We start from the raw sequence: 17,843 nt of genomic DNA on the forward strand, positions 1-17,843 counted from the left end.
TTTTCATCCCCTTTTTAATATTAATAATCCCTTATTTAATTATAAGCCGAAATTAACTTTATAACTATATTTTATTGGGTTTTACTTAGATATGCAAGACAACTTTGAATATTATTCCAAATTTATTATTAATTATGTTATTTTATGCCAATAACTAAAGTAACATCTTAAGTCTAGTCTGTGAATCTGCAACTATCTTTATATTATTTTAGTATATAAATAAAGCAGCACCTTAAGGTGCTGCCGTATATTATGGTCTTATTCCATTGTGAATGGTAATAAAGCAATATTTCTTGATTTCTTTATTGCTAAAGTTAACATTCTTTGGTGTTTTGCACAGTTTCCAGAAATTCTTCTTGGAAGAATCTTTCCTCTTTCTGTTATGTACTTCTTAAGTACGTTTATGTCTTTATAATCTATATACTGAGCTTTATCTATACAAAAAGCACAAACTTTTTTTCTTTTTCTTCTTCCGCCTTGTCTTCTTTGCCCAACCATTTTCTTCCCTCCTTACTTAACCATATTAAAATGGTATGTCTTCATCATCTATAGGGGTAACATCATTTCCGTAATCTGGTTCTTCATGATTTCCAAAACTTGAATTATTGGAGTTTCCATAATTATTGTTGTTTTCAAAATCATAAGATCTATCACTTTCAGCTGACTGTTTATTTCCTAAAAACTCAACTTCTTCAGCAATTACCTCGGTAACATATCTTCTTGTTCCGTCTTTCGCTTCGTAGCTTCTTGTTTCTATTCTTCCGCTAATACCGATTTGTCTACCTTTACTCATGTAATTAGCAGTTACCTCAGCCATTCTACCCCACACTACTACAGGAATAAAATCCGCATCAGGTTGACCTTCTTTTTTAAACCTTCTATTTACCGCTATAGTAAAGGTGGTAACGGCCGTTCCAGTTCCTGGTGTAAACTTTAACTCAGGATCTTTTGTGAGTCTTCCGACCAATGTTACTTTATTCAAATAAAACACCACCTAAATATATTTCTACTACTCTTAGTCTTCTTTTTTAACTATCATATCTCTTATAACAGCATCAGAAATCTTTAAGTTTCTTGTTAACTCTTTTGGTAATTCAGGATTTGATTTAAAATTAATTAATACATAATGTCCTTCAGTTACCTTTTCTATTGGATAAGCTAATTTTCTCTTACCCCATAAGTCAACATTCTCGATTTCTCCACCATTAGTTTCAATTATACCCTTGAACTTTTCTACAGCAGCTTTAACAGCTTCTTCGTCTAATGATGGCTTTAATATGAACATTACTTCATATGCTCTCATTACTTTCACCTCCTCCCTTCGGACTAACGGCTGTATTAAAAAATTAATACAGCAGGGAAATCCACTTATTAAGTTTATCACTGAATAATTGAAAAATCAAGCTTTTTATTTATCCTCTATAACCTTTTTTACCCTTTTTTCAAAATCACTTCTAGATAACATAATTATTCTCTTACATTCTGTGCATTTAATCTTCATATCTGCACCAACTCTTATAACTTCCCAAATGTCAGTACCGCAAGGGTGTTTTTTCTTAGTTTGAATTTTATCACCAACATTAACATCCTTCATACTATTCACCTCATATAATATAGTCATAATCTATATAACTTAATATAGTAATTTAAATTATACTACATTTTTCTTTTCATTATAAGAGAAAACTGCTATCAAGTATTAATTTACATAGATAGCAGTTTCAATTTTATTCATTTAACTTTTACCTTCTCTAATTATATTAATTGATCTTTATATATTCAGATCCATTTTCCTCATAGATAGAATCAAATTCTATTTCACCCTCTAAGCCCTTAAAAGCTTCTAAATACTGTTCTTCAAACTTTAAACTAATGCCACAACTCTTTGTTATAAAAGTTGGAGTAGGTATTACAATCACCTTTAAGCCCTTAGATTTAGTTGCTGACTCTGCTTTTATAGCCGTATGAGTATTCTTAAATGTAACTACATATTTTTTTGACATTGTATAAACCACCTATTAAAGATTTACTATTTTATCTGATGTATTCATTGTCTCTACAATTGAATACATATTGCTTATTTCACCTATTTGTAACTTTTCTTTTATTTCATAGAAGTCAAGGCAAGTTCCACAAACTTGAATATTAACTCCTCTTTCTTTTAGTTTGTTTAAGCTATCTAAAACTTCTGACCCTTCAACGGTTAATTTAACTCCAGAGTTAAAGAATAACATATCAGTTGGTATTACAGATGCCTCAGATAATGCAAAAATGTAACTCTTAATTAAAATTGTACCTAACTTTTCATCACCATTGCCTAATTTATCTTGACCTATTGCTATAGTGAATTTCTTATTTTCTTCTTCAAAGTTACAAGAACACCCTTCAGTTTTACCTATTTCGACATAAAATAACCCTTCTTTTTCTTCAGCACTTCCTTGAAAATTATTAGAAGAAGCATATTTTAATAAGTTGTTTTTTGCAACTTCATTATCAACTATAATTGTAGCTTCCCCTTCTTCTATAGAATCAAAATATTTTTTAGTATTAACTACTGGTAATGGACAATTTAAACCCCTACAATCTATTTCTTTTTTCATAATAGCACCGTTTTCACTAAAAACTTATGAAAACGGAATTCACCCCTTTCTTATGGTTTATATAGTAATCTAGTTTTATCTTTATATTTAAGTTATAATAATCTATGGAAATATGTAAATCATATATAGTTATTATAACAAAACATATATATCTCATATAGTAATTTTACAAAGAAAGTTACTATTCATCACACTTATTTGTTTTTTCTATAGATTCATATAAACCTATTAATTATATGTATACTTATTTATTATTTTATAAGGATGTGATTACATGAAATTATACCTTGATAATGCTGCTACTACCTTCCCAAAGCCTCCTGAAGTTATAAGTGCCGTTTCAAACTTTATGACTTTTTTAGGAGCTAACCCAGGACGTGGCAGTTCAATGTCCTCATTTAAAGGTGGACAGTTAGTTTTTCAGTGTAGGGAAGAATTGATGAAATTCTTTAATTTCCACAAACAAGAAAACGTAATTTTTACTCAAAATATAACATCTTCGTTAAATATCTTGATTAAAGGCTTTGTTAAAAAGGGTTATCACGTAATAACCTCATCTATGGATCATAATGCTACTCTTCGTCCTCTTCATGCCCTAAAAGATAATGGTACCATAGACCTTACAGTGATTAAATGTTCAAAAGAAGGCTTATTAGATGTTGAGGACTTTAGAAATTCACTAAAAGAAAATACTAAGCTAGTTGTTTTATCTCATGCTTCTAATATTGTAGGAACAATTCAACCCCTAGAAGAAATAGGTGCTATATGTAAGGAAAAAGGGATATTTTTTATAATTGATTCTGCTCAGACTGCTGGAGTACTTCACTTAGACTTTAATAAGTTAAACTGCAATGCTTTAGCCTTTACAGGCCATAAAAGTTTATTAGGCCCTCAAGGCATTGGAGGATTTTTAATTGATGATAAGCTTAATTTAGAAATTTCCACGATAATTGAAGGGGGAACTGGAAGCCTATCTTCAAGTGTTATTCAACCAGATTTTCTTCCTGATAAATTTGAAAGTGGAACCTTAAACACTCCAGGAATAGCTGGACTTTTAGCTGGTATAAACTTTATAAATAAGGAAGGTTTAGATACTATAAAAACTCATGAAGAAGAACTTACAAAGGAATTTATGGATGCCATGTTTAACATGGATTCCGTAGAAGTGTATGGTACTAAGACTTCTAATTTAAGAACTTCTACAATTTCCATAAACTCATCAAAAATTGATAATTCTGAACTTGGTTTTTATCTAGACAATGAATTTGGTATAAGCACTAGAACTGGACTCCATTGTGCACCACTTGCCCATGAAACTATAGGTTCATATCCTAAGGGAACCATAAGATTTAGCTTCGGATACTTTAATGATTCTAAAGATGTTAAATACACTGTAGATAGCATACATAAAGTTATTGGAAGATATTAGTTTCCAATGTATACCTCCCAACTATTTTGTCAATAATACTTAATAGAAGGGAGGTATTTATGTTTATGAATAAGTTTACCGTTGATTCAAAGGAAAATAATTGTATTTATAAGTTGCGAGATGAATTATGTAATTATATTAATCCTGTATTAAAAGAAAATCGTCCTGTAGTAATTGTTTGTATAGGTACTGATAGATCTACTGGCGATAGTCTTGGTCCTCTTGTAGGAGAAAAGCTTAAATTTTTATCTAGGAAAAATATTTTTATATTTGGTAATTTAAAAGAACCTGTTCATGCCAAAAATATCAAAGATACCTTAGAAGAAATTAACTCAACTTTTAAAAATCCATATATCATAGCTATAGATGCCTGTCTTGGAAGTTTAGACAGTATAGGTCATATTGTAGTTCAAAATAAACCATTGTGTCCAGGTTCAGCTCTAAACAAAGAGCTACCTAAAATAGGTGATCTAAGTATTACAGGCATAGTTAATATTTCTGGTGCTTTTGAATTTATGGTTTTACAAAATACTAGGCTCTATACCGTAGTAGAACTTGCTGAAAAAATTTCTTCTGGTGTTTATCATTCTATTATAAAAACCCTAGGTGGTAAGAATAGCTATATTAGTACAATTTAATGTTTTTATTTAGTGTTTTTATTTAATATTTTTATTTAGTATCTTATATAAAATTTCCCCTATAAACAAAAAGTATAAAAATGTTTCACGTGAAACATTTTTATACTTTTTGTTTTGTTAACTAATTTTGTTTTGTTAAATAACTTTCTTTGTTAAACTAATTTTATTTGTTAACTAACTTTGTTTATTAAACGAGACTTTTATCTTCAAAATAACCCTTCATAACATCTAGTTTTAAGTATATTTTCTATATCTTCTATGGTTTTGCTGCTTCCATCTATGATTAAAGTCCCCTCACTTTTTATGTTATTATCTAACTTTACTATGTTCATAAGCCCACTATTTTTAAGGTCACAAATTATTGCATCACAAGGTTCATTAACACTTTCATCTATTACAACATATCCTCTTTGATATAGTTCTTCCCTCAATCTACTTAGCTCTTTCCATACACAAATTTTCACATATATCACCTCTTATTTTAGAGTATCGCCAAGTTTATATACTTTTATACAATATTATCTTTAAAATAAGGCAAATACTTAAGAGTAAGTTAAAAAATATATTCTTAGAATTCATTATCCAAGGATATACCTACTTTTTTATCCATCTTTAAAAAATATGGGAGTATTAAAGCAAATAGTCATGGGATAAAAAAACTTGCAAAAGTATTTGCAAGTTTTTTTAATAAATCCTATTTTGTTTTAGAAGATGACTCTTTTATCTTGTAATTATTTATAGCTTTCATTAAAACATCTTCTTCTTCTTCTGATAAATCATATCTTGAAATTCCATTATCTATAGGTTTAGCGTAAGATGTACTTTCATTTCTTCCGTAAATTCCAGTTATAATAACCCCATCATTATGATCATCTAAAAGTGCAATAGAATAACTTAAATCTGCTCCCACATCGTCAAAGGCTTGATATCTCATAATAGCTGTCTTTTGAATACATCTTTCTATTCTATTATCTAACTCATTAAATCTTTCTACAACACCATCCATGGAAGCTTTGGAGCTTTCAACTTTATCTAAATAATCTATTATAAGAGTTTCTAGATTTTTATTATTTACTCCTCTCATAATCTTTCTATATCTATTTTCTAGTTTACTATTCTTTACCAATAAATTTATGAACATAATAAATTGTATCAATACTATTGCTATTAATCCTATTATAACTATATATGAATATGATGTCATAAAATCTTTTAAAAAATCCAACTTAAATCTTCCCCTTACTATAGTTTAATATTTTGTCATTTTAATAAATGTTTCACGTGAAACATTTATTAAATCTTTATTGCATATCTAATATTTCTATTATTCTTTGTAAATCTTCATTTGAATAATACTCAATTTGAATTTTTCCTTTGTCTTTACCTGTATTAGTAAGTAGTACTTTTGTTCCAAAATGTTCTCTTAGCCTATTTTCAATGTCTTTAATAAAAGGTGAACTCTTATTAGGCTTTTCTTTATTTTCTTTTTTGTCATTTAAAGTCTTTTTAACAATACTTTCTACAGTTCTTACTGATAACCCTTTATCAATAATTTCTTGTGCTAATTTATATTGAAAATTTTTATCCTCTAAAGGGAGTAATGCTCTTCCATGTCCTTCTGTAATTACTCCATCTACTAAATACTCTTGAACTCTCTTATCTAAATTTAATAATCTTAAACAATTTGTTATAGTTGTTCTAGATTTACCTAGTTTTTCACTTAATTGTTCCTGTGTTAATTTAAGATCTTTTATTAAGCTTTCATATGCTAAAGCTTCTTCAATAGGATTTAAGTCTTCCCTTTGAATATTTTCTATTAAAGAAACTTTTAAAATTTCTTCATCTTTTATATCTTCTAAAATAACAGCTGGTACTTCTTTAATGTTAGCAAGCTTTGCTGCCCTCCATCTTCTTTCTCCTGCTATAATTACATATGTAGAATCCTCTAACTTTTTTAAAATTAAAGGCTGAATAATGCCATTTTCTTTTATAGATAGAGAAAGCTCTGCAATCTTCTCATCATCAAAACTTTTTCTTGGTTGATTAGGATTGGGTTTTATTAAGTTTAAAGATATTTTATTATTTTGTTTTTTTTCATCAAAATCATTTTTAATAATAGCTTTTTTTTCTTCTTCAATATCTTCTATGCTGTCTGGAATTAAAGCTCCTAATCCTTTTCCTAATCCAAATTTTTTAGCCAAAGATTATACCTCCTTTTGTCTTTTTATAAACTCTGCTGTAACCTCTTTAAAAGATGTTGCACCTTTACAGTTATTATCATAGAGAACTATGGGTAATCCGAAGCTTGGTGCCTCAGCAAGTCTAATATTTCTTGGAATACTGCTGTCATATACCTTATCTTTGAAATATTTTTTAACTTCACTTGCTACTTCGTTACAAAGCCTTGTCCTATTATCGAACATGGTCATTATAACGCCTTCAATCTTTAATTTTTTATTTAGTCCTTTACTTACAAGTGAATAGGTATTCATGAGCTGTCCAACACCTTCTAATGCATAATATTCACATTGTATAGGAATTAAAACACTATCCACTGCTGTAAGTGCATTTATAGTTAGTATCCCTAAAGAAGGAGGACAATCTATAAATATAAAGTCATATTCACCTTTAACTTCTGCTATCTTTCTTTTTAATATAGTTTCTCTATTTTCTACATTTATTAATTCAATTTCAGCACCAGCTAGTTCCATAGTTGATGGTGCTACATGTAAATTATCTATTAAATTACTTTTTATTACAATTTCTTCTATTGGTATATATGAAGTTAACACATCATACATTGAATGTTTAAGTTCCTCTTTATCTATTCCAAGGCCACTAGTAGTATTTCCTTGTGGATCTACGTCTATAGTCAAAACCTTATATCCCTCTAAAGCCAAATAAGCACAAAGATTAATATTAGTAGTTGTCTTGCCCACGCCTCCTTTTTGATTAAAGATGCATATAGTCTTCACAGAATCACCCAACTTTCCTTAATAGTTTTATTACTTTAATTATATAGTTTAAAAGACAATAATAAAAGAGTGTTATTATAAAATATAAAAATTTTATAGCTTGTACATAACTTTTATATAAAATATTTTACTAAATGTCTCACAAAATGTTTCACGTGAAACATTTTGTTTTTAGGCTGTGTTAGAGCGAAAGTGTATAATAAAACCTATTTTAAAAGACTAAATTATTTACTAATATGATTTTTAGAATATTAAAAAAAGTAGGCTATAATTTTAGCCTACTTTTGTGAATACTAACTTTTGTAAATAAACTTCTGTACATAGTAACTTTTTCTACACTTAAAAAATATGTAGGTATTAGAGTAGTTAGTCATGAGATAAAGAGAATTTTGAACTCTTAATTCTCAATTCTTAATTACTATTTATTCTTTGGGATTGTTACTGTTACTTGTATTGAATCTTCTAATTCTTTAGATCTATAATTTGCTGATATTCCATACTTATCAAATACTTGCTTTATGGTATTCATATATACCCTAGGACTAAAAATGCTCTTTATTTTATTTTTATTATCCTCTTCATTCTCATTATTAATTGTTAATTTAAGTAATTCCCTATCAATTAGTTCTTCTGTGTTTTTAACATTAAGCCCATCTTTAATAACTTTATTTAAAACTTCTTTTTGAAGATCTACAGTAGGCAGTTTTAATAAAGCTCTTCCATGTCTCTCTGTTAGATTATGTTCAATTAAGGCTTTTCTTATTTCCTCATCTAATTTTAATATTCTTAGTTTGTTTGCTATGGTGGATTGTTTCTTTCCTATTACTTCAGCTAGTTGATCTTGAGTATAAGAATGATCTTTTATTAAATTCTGATATGCCTCTGCCTCTTCTAAGAAATTTAAATCTTCCCTTTGAAGATTCTCTAATAGTGCTAATACAGCTGATTCCTTATCATCTACATTTATTATTATAGTAGGCACTTCATTTAATCCTACTCTTTTAGCCGCCCTATAACGTCTTTCTCCTGCAACTAGTTCGTAACTTTGCTCCCCCAGCTTTCGTACTGTAAGTGGCTGTATTATGCCATAAACCTTTATAGATTGAGCTAATTCATCAATAGCTTCTTCATTAAAATATTGTCTAGGCTGATATATATTTGGGACTATATTTTCCACTGGGATATAACATATATTATTACTCATATGTAAGTTCCCTATGAATTAAACTCACAGGGTATTCCCTCCTCTCATATTTATAACTTATCTATATTAAAGACCATACTATGATGTTAATTTATTTCCAAGGTAATATATAAACAGAGCTCTTCAATTTAGAGGTAATCTTTGACCCCCTAAATCTTATAAATCATTATCCAGAGACGTAGCAGCTCTTTTTTCCCACTTTGAAGAAGATAGGAGTATTATAGCGGATAGTCATGGGATAAAAGTAAAAAAAAGTATTTTCATTAAACTTATTCTATCATATAATTGTAAATTATGCCAACTTTATTTATTATTTTAATGGTTTTTTATTTGCTGTTCCAGCTTTTCTTGGATACTGCTTTGGAGTGTTATTTATTTTCTTTATAATAACTAAATTATGTTCTAAATCACTGTCTTCTATTTTTACAGGGATAAGTTTTTCTACTTCTCCTCCTAATACACTCAAAGCTCTTTTTGCTTCATTTAGTTCTTCATCTACAGAAGGTCCTTTTAAGGCAACAAAGTGTTTACCTATATCTACATATGGTAAACAAAATTCGCTAAGAACTGTCATATTTGCAACTGCTCTTGAAACTACTAAGTCAAATTTCTCTCTATATTCTGATTTTACAGCAAAATCCTCTGCCCTTCCATGAATTGTACTTATTTTTTTTAATCCCAAATCATTTATAACTATATTTAAGAAATTAATTCTCTTATTTAGTGAATCTAAAAGTACCATTTCACAATCTGGATTTACTATTTTCATAGGTATGCCTGGAAACCCTCCACCTGTACCTATGTCTATAATTCTTTTAGCGTTCTTAACTTCTTCAAACTTAAATATTTTAATTGAGTCTATAAAATGTTTTTTTACTATTTCTTCGTCTTCTTTAATAGATGTTAAGTTAACTTTCTTATTCCATTCTTGTATTAAGTCTTTATATTTCATAAATTGCTCATACTGTTCTTTTGTAAGTTCTAAACCTATATCTCTACAAGCTTCTTCTAATATACTTAAATACTCCATATAATCCTCCATATTCCAATATACTTTTTTATTATAAAAGCCTATTCATTATATCACAATGAATAAGGCCATATAACATCTATGTAAATTATGTGCCACTTTTTAATTATACATACTATATGTGACACATAATATTAATTATTGATTCTGTTAGATATTTTCCTCTAGCAAATCCTAATTATTTTATCTTATTTACTCTTATAGTATTGTTCTAAATAAATCAAAAGAACGGATATATCTGCTGGTGAAACCCCTGAAATTCTAGAGGCTTGCCCTATATTTTCAGGTCTTATATTATTAAGCTTTTGAATTGCTTCAATTCTTAACCCCTTAACTATTTCATAATTTAATTCTTCTGGTAACTTTCTTTTTTCAAATTTCTTAAACTGATTTACTTGTTCTAATTGCTTATCTATATAGCCTTCATATTTAGCCATTATATTTACTTCTTCTTCTATATCAGGTAAAAGTTTTGGTCTATCTACGTCAAGGTCTTTTACCTTAAAATAATCTAACTCTGGCCTTTTTATAAGTTCATATAGACTTATAGGTTTCTTTAGAGGTGTTGATCCAATACTCTCTAAGAATTCTACAACTTCCTTTTTTCCTGTTATTTGTAGATTTTTAATTCTTTCTATTTCATTTTCTATAGCTACTTTTCTATCTACATATTTTTTATATCTCTCTTCTGTAACAAGTCCATACTCATAACCTAGTTCAGTTAATCTAAGGTCTGCATTATCTTGTCTTAAAATAAGTCTATATTCTGAACGGGAAGTCATCATTCTATATGGTTCATTAGTTCCCTTTGTAACTAAATCATCAATTAGAACTCCTATATAAGCGTCAGATCTTTTTAAAATTAAAGGTTCTTTATCTATTATCTTTCTACATGCATTTATCCCAGCTATAAGCCCTTGTGATGCTGCTTCTTCATAACCTGAGCTACCATTTATTTGCCCTGCTGAAAAAAGACCATCTATATTTTTAAATTCTAGGGATAGTTTTAATTGAGTAGGATCTATGCAGTCATATTCTATAGCATATCCTGTTCTCATAACCTCAACATTTTCAAGGCCTGGAACAGTCTTTAACATTTCAATTTGTACATCTTCCGGTAATGAGCTTGACATACCTTGAACGTACATTTCTGCAGTATCCTCTCCCTCTGGTTCTATAAAGATTTGATGTTGAAGTTTATCTGGGAACCTCATTACCTTATCTTCTATAGAAGGACAGTATCTTGGTCCTGTGCTTTTTATAGATCCATTATAAAGAGGACTTCTGTATATGTTTTCTCTTATGACTTCATGAGTTTTATCATTAGTATAAGTTAAGTAACAAGGAACTTGTTCCTTATCTAATTTCTGATTCATAAAAGAAAATGGTACGATTTTTCCATCGCCTTCCTGAATTATCATCTTTGAAAAGTCTACTGAACGTTTATTTATTCTACATGGTGTACCTGTTTTAAATCTTCTTAAGGATATTCCTGCCTTAATTAAGCTATCTGAAAGTGTCTTTGATGAAGATAATCCACAAGGGCCTTCATCATAACGCACATCCCCTATAACTATAGTTGATTTTAAATAAGTTCCTGTAGTTAAAATTACAGTTTTAGCTTTAAAGTAAGCTCCATTTTTAGTTAAAACACCTTGGATTTTTCCCTCTTTTATATCTATCTCTGTAACTTCTAGCTGTCTTAAATGCAAATTCTCTTGTTTTTCTACAACTATTTTCATACTATCTGAGTATTTTCTTTTATCTGCTTGAGCTCTTAAAGAGTGTACTGCAGGTCCCTTTGATGTATTAAGCATTCTTGATTGAATAAAAGTTCTATCTATATTTAATCCCATTTCTCCACCTAAGGCATCTATTTCTCTAACTAAATGTCCTTTAGCAGTTCCACCTATATTAGGATTACATGGCATCATAGCTAAACTATCTAGGTTTATAGCACACATTAAAGTTTTAAATCCCATTCTAGCTGCTGCAAGTCCAGCCTCACAACCTGCATGACCAGCTCCTATTACAACAACATCATATTCTCCTCCAATATACATAAAATCACCTACTTTCCTAAACAGAATTTAGAGAAGATTTTATGGATAATATCCTCTTCTAAGGTATCTCCAGTTATTTCTCCTAAGTTACTCCATGCATTTCTTAAGTCAATAGATGCAAGATCAATTGCAAATACTGTACTTAATGTATTTAATGCACTTTCTATATTTTCCTTAGCTCTAATTAGAGCTTCTTTATGTCTATTGTTGGTTATAAATACATTCTCAGAGTCAATTTCTCCTTTAAAGAACATATCTTTTATTATATTTTTTAAGATTTCTATTCCCTCTCCAGTTTTAGCTGAAACTTTGTATAATTTACTTTCATCTATAAAATCTAATGTGTTTTTGTCTATTTTTGCATTTAAATCTGTTTTATTTAATAAAATCACATAATTTTTATCTTTAATATAGCTAAATATCTCTTTATCCTCTTCATCTAAGTCTCTACTTACATCTAACATAAAAACTATTAAGTCAGCTTCTTCGATTTTTTCCTTAGATTTTTGAACTCCAATTTTTTCAACTATATCTTCTGTCTCTCTAATACCAGCAGTATCAACCACCTGTACGGGAACCCCGTTTAAATTTATATATTCTTCTATAACATCTCTTGTAGTCCCTGGTACATCAGTAACTATGGCTCTTTGCTCTCTTAAAAGTGCATTTAAAAGAGAGGATTTACCAACATTAGGTTTGCCAACTATAACTAATTTTAAACCTTCTCTTAAAATTTTTCCTTCTTCTGCACTTTCTAATAACTCATTTATATTTTCTAACATTTTTGTCAATTCCTCTGTAGCCTTTTCATTGGTTACTTCTTCTAAGTCATCTTCAGGATAGTCAACAGTAGCTTCTATATGTGCTATTATAGCTAATAATTCCTCTCTTAAAGCCTTTATTTCCTTGGAAATCTTACCCTCAGATTGCATTACAGCTGATTTTGCACTTAATTCTGTTTTAGCTCTTATAATGTCAATTACAGCTTCTGCCTGACTTAAATCAATTCTTCCATTTAGGAAGGCTCTTTTTGTAAACTCACCAGGTTCTGCAAGTCTGGCACCAGCTTTTATAACTTCACTTAATATGCTGTTTGTTACTACAACACCACCATGGCAATTTATCTCAATAGTATCCTCTGCAGTAAAGCTTCTAGGACCTTTCATAAAGCTTATAATAACCTCGTCTAAATCATGACCTTCGCTGTCTACTATATATCCATACCTCATGGTATAAGTTTTCATATCTTTTAAGCTTTTTTTATTTTTACCTCTAAATATTTTATCTACAATATCTAAAGCTCTATGCCCTGATACTCTAATTATTGATATTCCACCTTCACCCATGCTAGTTGCTACAGCAACAATAGTATCAAATTCTTTCATCTCTTATTTTCCTTTCTAAACAGTAAAAATAAAATATCTATATGATTTTATCACATAACCTATAATATATAAATGGTAATTATTATATTGAATATTTTACACATAATAACTTTTTTTAAACCTATAACTATTTAAACTTATAACTAATAAAAGCTGTTGACCAATGCAATGTCAACAGCCCACAATTTTAAGCTTTATTTTTAACTTCAATAACTACTCTTCTAAAAGGTTCGTCTCCTTCACTATAAGTCCTTACATAAGAATTATCTTGAAGTGCAGAATGTATTATTCTTCTTTCATATGGATTCATAGGTTCTAACTTAACTGTCTTTCTGTAATTCTTAACTTTTCTTGCTAACTTATCTGCAAGCTTTATTAAGGTTTCTTCTCTTTTTTTCCTATATCCTTCAGTATCTAAAACAACCCTTTTGTATCCTTCATCCATACCTTTGTTTATTGCGAGGCTTACTAAATATTGAAGTGAGTCTAAGGTCTCACCCCTATATCCTATGAGTAATCCCATTTCTTTTCCTTGTAGATTTATGTTCAAGGTATTTTTTGTTTCTTCTATATGAATTTCAGCCTCAATATTCATAGCATTTAAAACTTCATTTAAAAACTGCCTAGCTTCTCCCTCAAAGTCCTTTTTAACAGTTACTTTTACTTTGGCAAGCTTTGTACCGATTAAATTTAAAAAACCTTTGCTTCCTTTTTCTAATACTTCAATTTCAACCTTATTTTCAGTTGTTCCTAATTGTAGTACAGCCTTTTTTACTGCTTCTTCTACAGTTTTACCACTAGTTTCTATACTCTTCATTACTAAAACACCTGCCTTCCTCTACTATATCATACACCGTGAAAGCATTAAAATAAAGCTACTCTTTAGCTTCTCTTTTAACTAAAGAATAAATTAATAAATTTTGTAGCACCGCAATTATATTACCTACAACCCAATACACTCCTAAAGCTGATTTAAGTGAAAGTGTCATAAATCCAATCATTATTGGCATTACTATATTCATAGTTTTCATTTGTGCTTGTTGTGCACTATCACCAGTAGCCATATTTGGTGTAGTCTTACTTACTAGAAACTGAGTTACTCCAGCTAGTATAGGTAATATATAAGTTTTATCAGGACCACCTAAATCCTTAATCCATAAAAAACTAACACCTTGTATACCTGGAATTGCATTAAAAACACCATAAAGAGCTATTAATATAGGCATTTGTATTAATATAGGTATACATCCAGACATAGGGTTAACCCCTTTTTCTTTATATAACTTCATAACCTCTTGATTTGCTTTTTGAGGATCATTTTTATATTTCTGTTGTATTTTCTTCATCTCAGGTTGTATTTCTGAGCTTTTTATCATAGATTTTGTTGATTTAATATTAAGTGGTAATAAAATTAATTTTATTAAAAAAGTTACTGCTAGTATGGTAAGTCCATATGAAAGTCCAACATCAGAAACTCCACTTGATATATACTTATGTATAAATTCAAAAAACTTAGCTATTTGATTTACCAAAAAACTCACTGAATAAATCCCTCCTAACCTTATTTAACAGGGTCATAGCCTCCTTTATTATAGGGGTGACACCTTAATATTCTTTTTATTGACATAAAACCACCTTTTAAAGCACCATATTTTTCAATAGCTTCTATAGCATACTGAGAACAAGTGGGGTAAAATCTACAACTAGGAGGCTTTAGAGGTGATATATATTTCCTATATAGTTTTATAAAAAAAATAAGAACCTTTTTCATTACTTTATTAAACCTGCCTTATTAAACAAATCTATCAAAGCACTTTCAATGGTTGCATAATTCTGTCCTTTAGTAGAAGTCCTTGCAATAATCACAAAATCATGACCCTTTGCAAACTTATGACTATTTAATCTATAACTTTCCCTGATAAGTCGCTTTACTCTACTTCTAATAACACTTTTTCCAACTTTCTTACTTACTGATATTCCTAATCTATTTATATTATTCCCATTTCTTTTAACATAAAGCACCAGAAACTTATTAGAAAAAGATTTTCCTCTTCTATATACTAATCTAAACTCAGAATTTTTTCTGATTTTATACTTTTTAATATTGTTCATATTACTACTCCCTACCAATTTTTCTGCATCTGCAGAAAAAGGCCACATCTGCGGCCCTTATGCTGTCAATCTTTTTCTACCTTTTAATCTTCTTCTCTTAAGAACGTTTCTTCCAGATGCACTGCTCATTCTCTTTCTAAAACCATGTTCTTTTTTTCTATGTCTCTTTTTTGGTTGGAATGTCATTTTCATGTGAATCCACCCCCTTCTAAATGTTTTGTTTTATTGGAAGATACTATATACAATATAATTCTTCCTAAAAAAATATTTTTTAATCTAAAAACTAGCTTTCTAGTATGTATTAATATTTAAGATTATATACTAGTTTTTCATAACAATGCTTATAAATAAGCATATTATCTGATTTTAGGGTTTTACTATTAAATTATATATTTAGCTTTTAATAATGTCAAGCAAACTCTTTAAGTATAATATTGTTAATAATTTTATTCGATATATTAACTTTTTGTGGATAACTTCTTGAATACAAGTCGCTCTTCTGATATATTAAATATGAATTGTTGATAATTTTAAAAAACTAAAAGTTATTCACAGGCTGTGGACAAAGTTGTGTATAACTTGTTAGATTTAGTGTATATTTTTTTTATTTCTATATTTTTATATACTATTATTCATGTTTTTATACTTATAACCCTGTTAATACTTATTTCTTTATAAACTGTTGATAACTTTTTCAATGTTACTTTAACCACAAACTTATTAACATGTGAATATTTTATCTTAATGTTGTCAACAAAATTATATATAAGCTATTTTTTGTTTAAAACATGTGTATACTATGTGCATTTAAAAAAAATATATTTTTTTTATCTAATATTTTAATTATTTTATACGGAGGATACAAGATGGATGTCCAACTTAATCAAATTTGGGAAAAGACAATGAATATAATCAAAGGCGAATTAAGTGAAGTAAGTTTTAATACTTGGATAAAAAGTATTACTCCTTTAAGTTTATCTGGTAACAATATAAAACTTTGTGTGCCAAATAACTTTACTAAAGAAATACTAGAGGCTAGATATAAAGATTTAATATTCAATGCCTTGAAAATGCTTACTTCCAAACAATTTAATATCGAATTTTTAATAGGGGAAGAACTTACGTCAGAAGAAGATAAAAATCCAGCGAATAAGACTTATAAAAAAAATATAACTATTTCTGATGAAATCTTAACTACATTAAATCCAAAATACACCTTTAATTCTTTTGTAATCGGAAATAGTAATAGATTTGCTCACGCAGCATCCCTTGCTGTTGCTGAAGCCCCTGCAAAGGCTTATAACCCTCTTTTTATTTATGGGGGAGTTGGACTTGGAAAAACTCACTTAATGCATGCTATAGGTCACTATATACTGCAAAATAACTCTAAAAGCAAAGTTGTCTATGTTACCTCTGAAAAATTTACAAATGAACTTATTAATTCTATTAAAGACGACAAAAATGAAGAGTTCAGAAACAAATATAGAAACGTAGACGTACTATTAATTGACGATATTCAATTTATAGCAGGCAAAGAGCGAACACAGGAGGAATTTTTCCATACCTTTAATGCTCTACACGAAGCAAATAAACAAATAATATTATCTAGTGATAGAACACCTAAAGAAATACCAACTTTGGAAGATAGACTTAGATCCAGATTTGAATGGGGCCTTATTACAGATATTCAACCACCAGATTTTGAAACTAGAATAGCAATTCTAAAAAAGAAAGCTGATGTTGATAATTTAAACATTGATAATGAAGTAATGGTGTACATTGCAAATAAAATAAAGTCTAATATAAGAGAATTAGAAGGTGCTTTAATTAGAGTCGTTGCATATTCCTCTCTAACTAATAAGCAAATTAATGTAGATCTAGCAGCGGAAGCTCTAAAAGATATTATTTCAAATAAACAATCAAAACAAATAACCATAGACTTAATTCAAGATGTTGTTTGTAATTACTATAATCTTAAAATGGAAGATTTAAAATCCGCTAGAAGAACTAGAAATATAGCCTTTCCAAGACAAATAGCAATGTATCTTTGTAGAAATCTTACAGATATGAGCCTTCCTAAAATAGGGGAAGAATTTGGAGGAAGAGATCATACCACAGTTATTCATGCATATGACAAAATTTCTGATAATGTTAAAAAGGACGAAAACCTAGAAGATATAATAAATGAACTTATAAAAAGAATAAAACAAAATTAATATCAACATCTGTTGATAACATTTACATAATATCATGTGGATACTTTTTTTTAAAATTTTCACTGTGGATTGTTGTGGATAACAGTAAAAATTTCTTACTGACTTATCCACAATAATTTTTACGCCTTTTTTTAGTGTTTTTAATGGGTTTAGGTACTTATCCACATACTAACACTCCCTATTACTATTAC

The 17,843-nt window shown here is 28.9% G+C and carries 22 protein-coding genes; 3 read left to right on the forward strand and 19 right to left on the reverse strand.

Annotated elements, in window-relative coordinates:
* Positions 1–258 precede the first annotated feature (258 nt).
* From rpsR to yedF, 6 genes are all read right to left on the reverse strand, one after another.
* Entirely contained in the window at positions 259–498 is a 240-nt protein-coding gene (gene rpsR, locus FNZ64_RS04820; RefSeq protein WP_142413696.1) for a 30S ribosomal protein S18, read from the reverse strand.
* Between the two features lie 25 nt (positions 499–523).
* The gene (locus tag FNZ64_RS04825) at positions 524–982 is read right to left on the reverse strand and encodes a single-stranded DNA-binding protein (protein WP_142413697.1); all 459 of its coding nucleotides are present in this window, start codon (positions 980–982) and stop codon (positions 524–526) included.
* A 33-nt stretch (positions 983–1,015) separates the two neighbouring features.
* On the reverse strand, positions 1,016–1,303 hold the full coding sequence (rpsF, locus tag FNZ64_RS04830; protein ID WP_142413698.1) for a 30S ribosomal protein S6: 288 nt from the start codon (positions 1,301–1,303) through the stop codon (positions 1,016–1,018).
* A 105-nt stretch (positions 1,304–1,408) separates the two neighbouring features.
* Positions 1,409–1,594: a DUF951 domain-containing protein gene (locus FNZ64_RS04835; RefSeq protein WP_142413699.1), complete on the reverse strand. Its 186-nt coding sequence runs from the start codon at positions 1,592–1,594 to the stop codon at positions 1,409–1,411.
* A gap of 166 nt (positions 1,595–1,760) precedes the next feature.
* Positions 1,761–2,003 (reverse strand): putative Se/S carrier protein, encoded by a 243-nt coding sequence (locus FNZ64_RS04840; RefSeq protein WP_142413700.1) that lies wholly within the window; start codon positions 2,001–2,003, stop codon positions 1,761–1,763.
* Positions 2,004–2,018: 15 nt separating this feature from the next.
* Positions 2,019–2,600 carry a sulfurtransferase-like selenium metabolism protein YedF gene (gene yedF, locus FNZ64_RS04845; protein ID WP_142413701.1) on the reverse strand — a complete coding sequence of 194 codons (582 nt, stop codon included), beginning with the start codon at positions 2,598–2,600 and terminating at the stop codon, positions 2,019–2,021.
* A gap of 274 nt (positions 2,601–2,874) precedes the next feature.
* Here yedF and FNZ64_RS04850 point away from each other — a divergent pair, with 274 nt between their 5' ends.
* Together FNZ64_RS04850 and yyaC are read left to right on the forward strand one after the other, a co-directional pair.
* On the forward strand, positions 2,875–4,029 hold the full coding sequence (locus FNZ64_RS04850; protein WP_142413702.1) for an aminotransferase class V-fold PLP-dependent enzyme: 1,155 nt from the start codon (positions 2,875–2,877) through the stop codon (positions 4,027–4,029).
* Between the two features lie 65 nt (positions 4,030–4,094).
* Complete coding sequence (gene yyaC, locus FNZ64_RS04855) at positions 4,095–4,667, forward strand: spore protease YyaC (protein ID WP_142413703.1); 573 nt, start codon at positions 4,095–4,097, stop codon at positions 4,665–4,667.
* Between the two features lie 206 nt (positions 4,668–4,873).
* Here yyaC and FNZ64_RS04860 read toward each other — a convergent pair whose 3' ends face one another.
* The 13 genes from FNZ64_RS04860 to rpmH all read right to left on the reverse strand — a co-directional run bounded on the left by FNZ64_RS04860 (position 4,874) and on the right by rpmH (position 15,628).
* Positions 4,874–5,131, reverse strand: coding sequence for a YkuS family protein (locus FNZ64_RS04860; protein ID WP_142413704.1), 258 nt, complete (start codon positions 5,129–5,131; stop codon positions 4,874–4,876).
* 230 nt (positions 5,132–5,361) lie between these two features.
* The gene (locus FNZ64_RS04865; protein WP_142413805.1) at positions 5,362–5,871 is read right to left on the reverse strand and encodes a DUF4446 family protein; all 510 of its coding nucleotides are present in this window, start codon (positions 5,869–5,871) and stop codon (positions 5,362–5,364) included.
* A gap of 97 nt (positions 5,872–5,968) precedes the next feature.
* On the reverse strand, positions 5,969–6,868 hold the full coding sequence (locus FNZ64_RS04870; RefSeq protein WP_142413705.1) for a ParB/RepB/Spo0J family partition protein: 900 nt from the start codon (positions 6,866–6,868) through the stop codon (positions 5,969–5,971).
* Between the two features lie 3 nt (positions 6,869–6,871).
* Positions 6,872–7,642 carry a ParA family protein gene (locus FNZ64_RS04875; RefSeq protein ID WP_142413706.1) on the reverse strand — a complete coding sequence of 257 codons (771 nt, stop codon included), beginning with the start codon at positions 7,640–7,642 and terminating at the stop codon, positions 6,872–6,874.
* 418 nt (positions 7,643–8,060) lie between these two features.
* Positions 8,061–8,846, reverse strand: coding sequence for a nucleoid occlusion protein (gene noc / locus FNZ64_RS04880; RefSeq protein WP_142413707.1), 786 nt, complete (start codon positions 8,844–8,846; stop codon positions 8,061–8,063).
* A gap of 310 nt (positions 8,847–9,156) precedes the next feature.
* Positions 9,157–9,876, reverse strand: a complete 720-nt coding sequence (gene rsmG, locus FNZ64_RS04885) for a 16S rRNA (guanine(527)-N(7))-methyltransferase RsmG (RefSeq protein WP_142413708.1) — start codon at positions 9,874–9,876, stop codon at positions 9,157–9,159.
* Positions 9,877–10,064: 188 nt separating this feature from the next.
* The gene (gene mnmG, locus FNZ64_RS04890) at positions 10,065–11,939 is read right to left on the reverse strand and encodes a tRNA uridine-5-carboxymethylaminomethyl(34) synthesis enzyme MnmG (RefSeq protein ID WP_142413709.1); all 1,875 of its coding nucleotides are present in this window, start codon (positions 11,937–11,939) and stop codon (positions 10,065–10,067) included.
* An 8-nt stretch (positions 11,940–11,947) separates the two neighbouring features.
* Positions 11,948–13,324, reverse strand: a complete 1,377-nt coding sequence (mnmE, locus tag FNZ64_RS04895) for a tRNA uridine-5-carboxymethylaminomethyl(34) synthesis GTPase MnmE (protein ID WP_142413710.1) — start codon at positions 13,322–13,324, stop codon at positions 11,948–11,950.
* Positions 13,325–13,511: 187 nt separating this feature from the next.
* Positions 13,512–14,141, reverse strand: coding sequence for an RNA-binding cell elongation regulator Jag/EloR (jag, locus tag FNZ64_RS04900; protein WP_142413711.1), 630 nt, complete (start codon positions 14,139–14,141; stop codon positions 13,512–13,514).
* A gap of 58 nt (positions 14,142–14,199) precedes the next feature.
* The gene (gene yidC / locus FNZ64_RS04905; protein ID WP_142413712.1) at positions 14,200–14,865 is read right to left on the reverse strand and encodes a membrane protein insertase YidC; all 666 of its coding nucleotides are present in this window, start codon (positions 14,863–14,865) and stop codon (positions 14,200–14,202) included.
* A gap of 20 nt (positions 14,866–14,885) precedes the next feature.
* Positions 14,886–15,095 carry a membrane protein insertion efficiency factor YidD gene (yidD, locus tag FNZ64_RS04910; RefSeq protein ID WP_142413713.1) on the reverse strand — a complete coding sequence of 70 codons (210 nt, stop codon included), beginning with the start codon at positions 15,093–15,095 and terminating at the stop codon, positions 14,886–14,888.
* Positions 15,095–15,427 (reverse strand): ribonuclease P protein component, encoded by a 333-nt coding sequence (rnpA, locus tag FNZ64_RS04915; RefSeq protein ID WP_142413806.1) that lies wholly within the window; start codon positions 15,425–15,427, stop codon positions 15,095–15,097. Before rnpA ends, yidD begins: the two co-directional genes overlap by 1 nt.
* A 66-nt stretch (positions 15,428–15,493) precedes the next feature.
* Positions 15,494–15,628 carry a 50S ribosomal protein L34 gene (gene rpmH / locus FNZ64_RS04920; protein ID WP_142413714.1) on the reverse strand — a complete coding sequence of 45 codons (135 nt, stop codon included), beginning with the start codon at positions 15,626–15,628 and terminating at the stop codon, positions 15,494–15,496.
* A gap of 674 nt (positions 15,629–16,302) precedes the next feature.
* Here rpmH and dnaA point away from each other — a divergent pair.
* Positions 16,303–17,652 carry a chromosomal replication initiator protein DnaA gene (gene dnaA / locus FNZ64_RS04925; RefSeq protein ID WP_142413715.1) on the forward strand — a complete coding sequence of 450 codons (1,350 nt, stop codon included), beginning with the start codon at positions 16,303–16,305 and terminating at the stop codon, positions 17,650–17,652.
* Positions 17,653–17,843 lie beyond the last annotated feature (191 nt).

This window comes from Hathewaya massiliensis (assembly GCF_902143515.1).
In the GTDB taxonomy this organism is placed as follows: domain Bacteria; phylum Bacillota; class Clostridia; order Clostridiales; family Clostridiaceae; genus Hathewaya; species Hathewaya massiliensis.

Excerpts from the sequence above, each read along its gene's own strand:
- FNZ64_RS04840 (WP_142413700.1), bottom strand. The coding sequence starts at position 2,003 with ATGTCAAAAAAATATGTAGTTACATTTAAGAATACTCATACGGCTATA.
- rsmG (WP_142413708.1), bottom strand. The coding sequence starts at position 9,876 with ATGGAGTATTTAAGTATATTAGAAGAAGCTTGTAGAGATATAGGTTTA.
- yidD (WP_142413713.1), bottom strand. The coding sequence starts at position 15,095 with ATGAAAAAGGTTCTTATTTTTTTTATAAAACTATATAGGAAATATATA.
- mnmG (WP_142413709.1), bottom strand. The coding sequence starts at position 11,939 with ATGTATATTGGAGGAGAATATGATGTTGTTGTAATAGGAGCTGGTCAT.
- FNZ64_RS04850 (WP_142413702.1), top strand. The coding sequence starts at position 2,875 with ATGAAATTATACCTTGATAATGCTGCTACTACCTTCCCAAAGCCTCCT.
- rpsR (WP_142413696.1), bottom strand. The coding sequence starts at position 498 with ATGGTTGGGCAAAGAAGACAAGGCGGAAGAAGAAAAAGAAAAAAAGTT.
- FNZ64_RS04835 (WP_142413699.1), bottom strand. The coding sequence starts at position 1,594 with ATGAAGGATGTTAATGTTGGTGATAAAATTCAAACTAAGAAAAAACAC.
- yedF (WP_142413701.1), bottom strand. The coding sequence starts at position 2,600 with ATGAAAAAAGAAATAGATTGTAGGGGTTTAAATTGTCCATTACCAGTA.
- jag (WP_142413711.1), bottom strand. The coding sequence starts at position 14,141 with ATGAAGAGTATAGAAACTAGTGGTAAAACTGTAGAAGAAGCAGTAAAA.
- mnmE (WP_142413710.1), bottom strand. The coding sequence starts at position 13,324 with ATGAAAGAATTTGATACTATTGTTGCTGTAGCAACTAGCATGGGTGAA.
- noc (WP_142413707.1), bottom strand. The coding sequence starts at position 8,846 with ATGAGTAATAATATATGTTATATCCCAGTGGAAAATATAGTCCCAAAT.
- yyaC (WP_142413703.1), top strand. The coding sequence starts at position 4,095 with ATGAATAAGTTTACCGTTGATTCAAAGGAAAATAATTGTATTTATAAG.
- rpsF (WP_142413698.1), bottom strand. The coding sequence starts at position 1,303 with ATGAGAGCATATGAAGTAATGTTCATATTAAAGCCATCATTAGACGAA.
- FNZ64_RS04865 (WP_142413805.1), bottom strand. The coding sequence starts at position 5,871 with ATGACATCATATTCATATATAGTTATAATAGGATTAATAGCAATAGTA.
- dnaA (WP_142413715.1), top strand. The coding sequence starts at position 16,303 with ATGGATGTCCAACTTAATCAAATTTGGGAAAAGACAATGAATATAATC.
- rpmH (WP_142413714.1), bottom strand. The coding sequence starts at position 15,628 with ATGAAAATGACATTCCAACCAAAAAAGAGACATAGAAAAAAAGAACAT.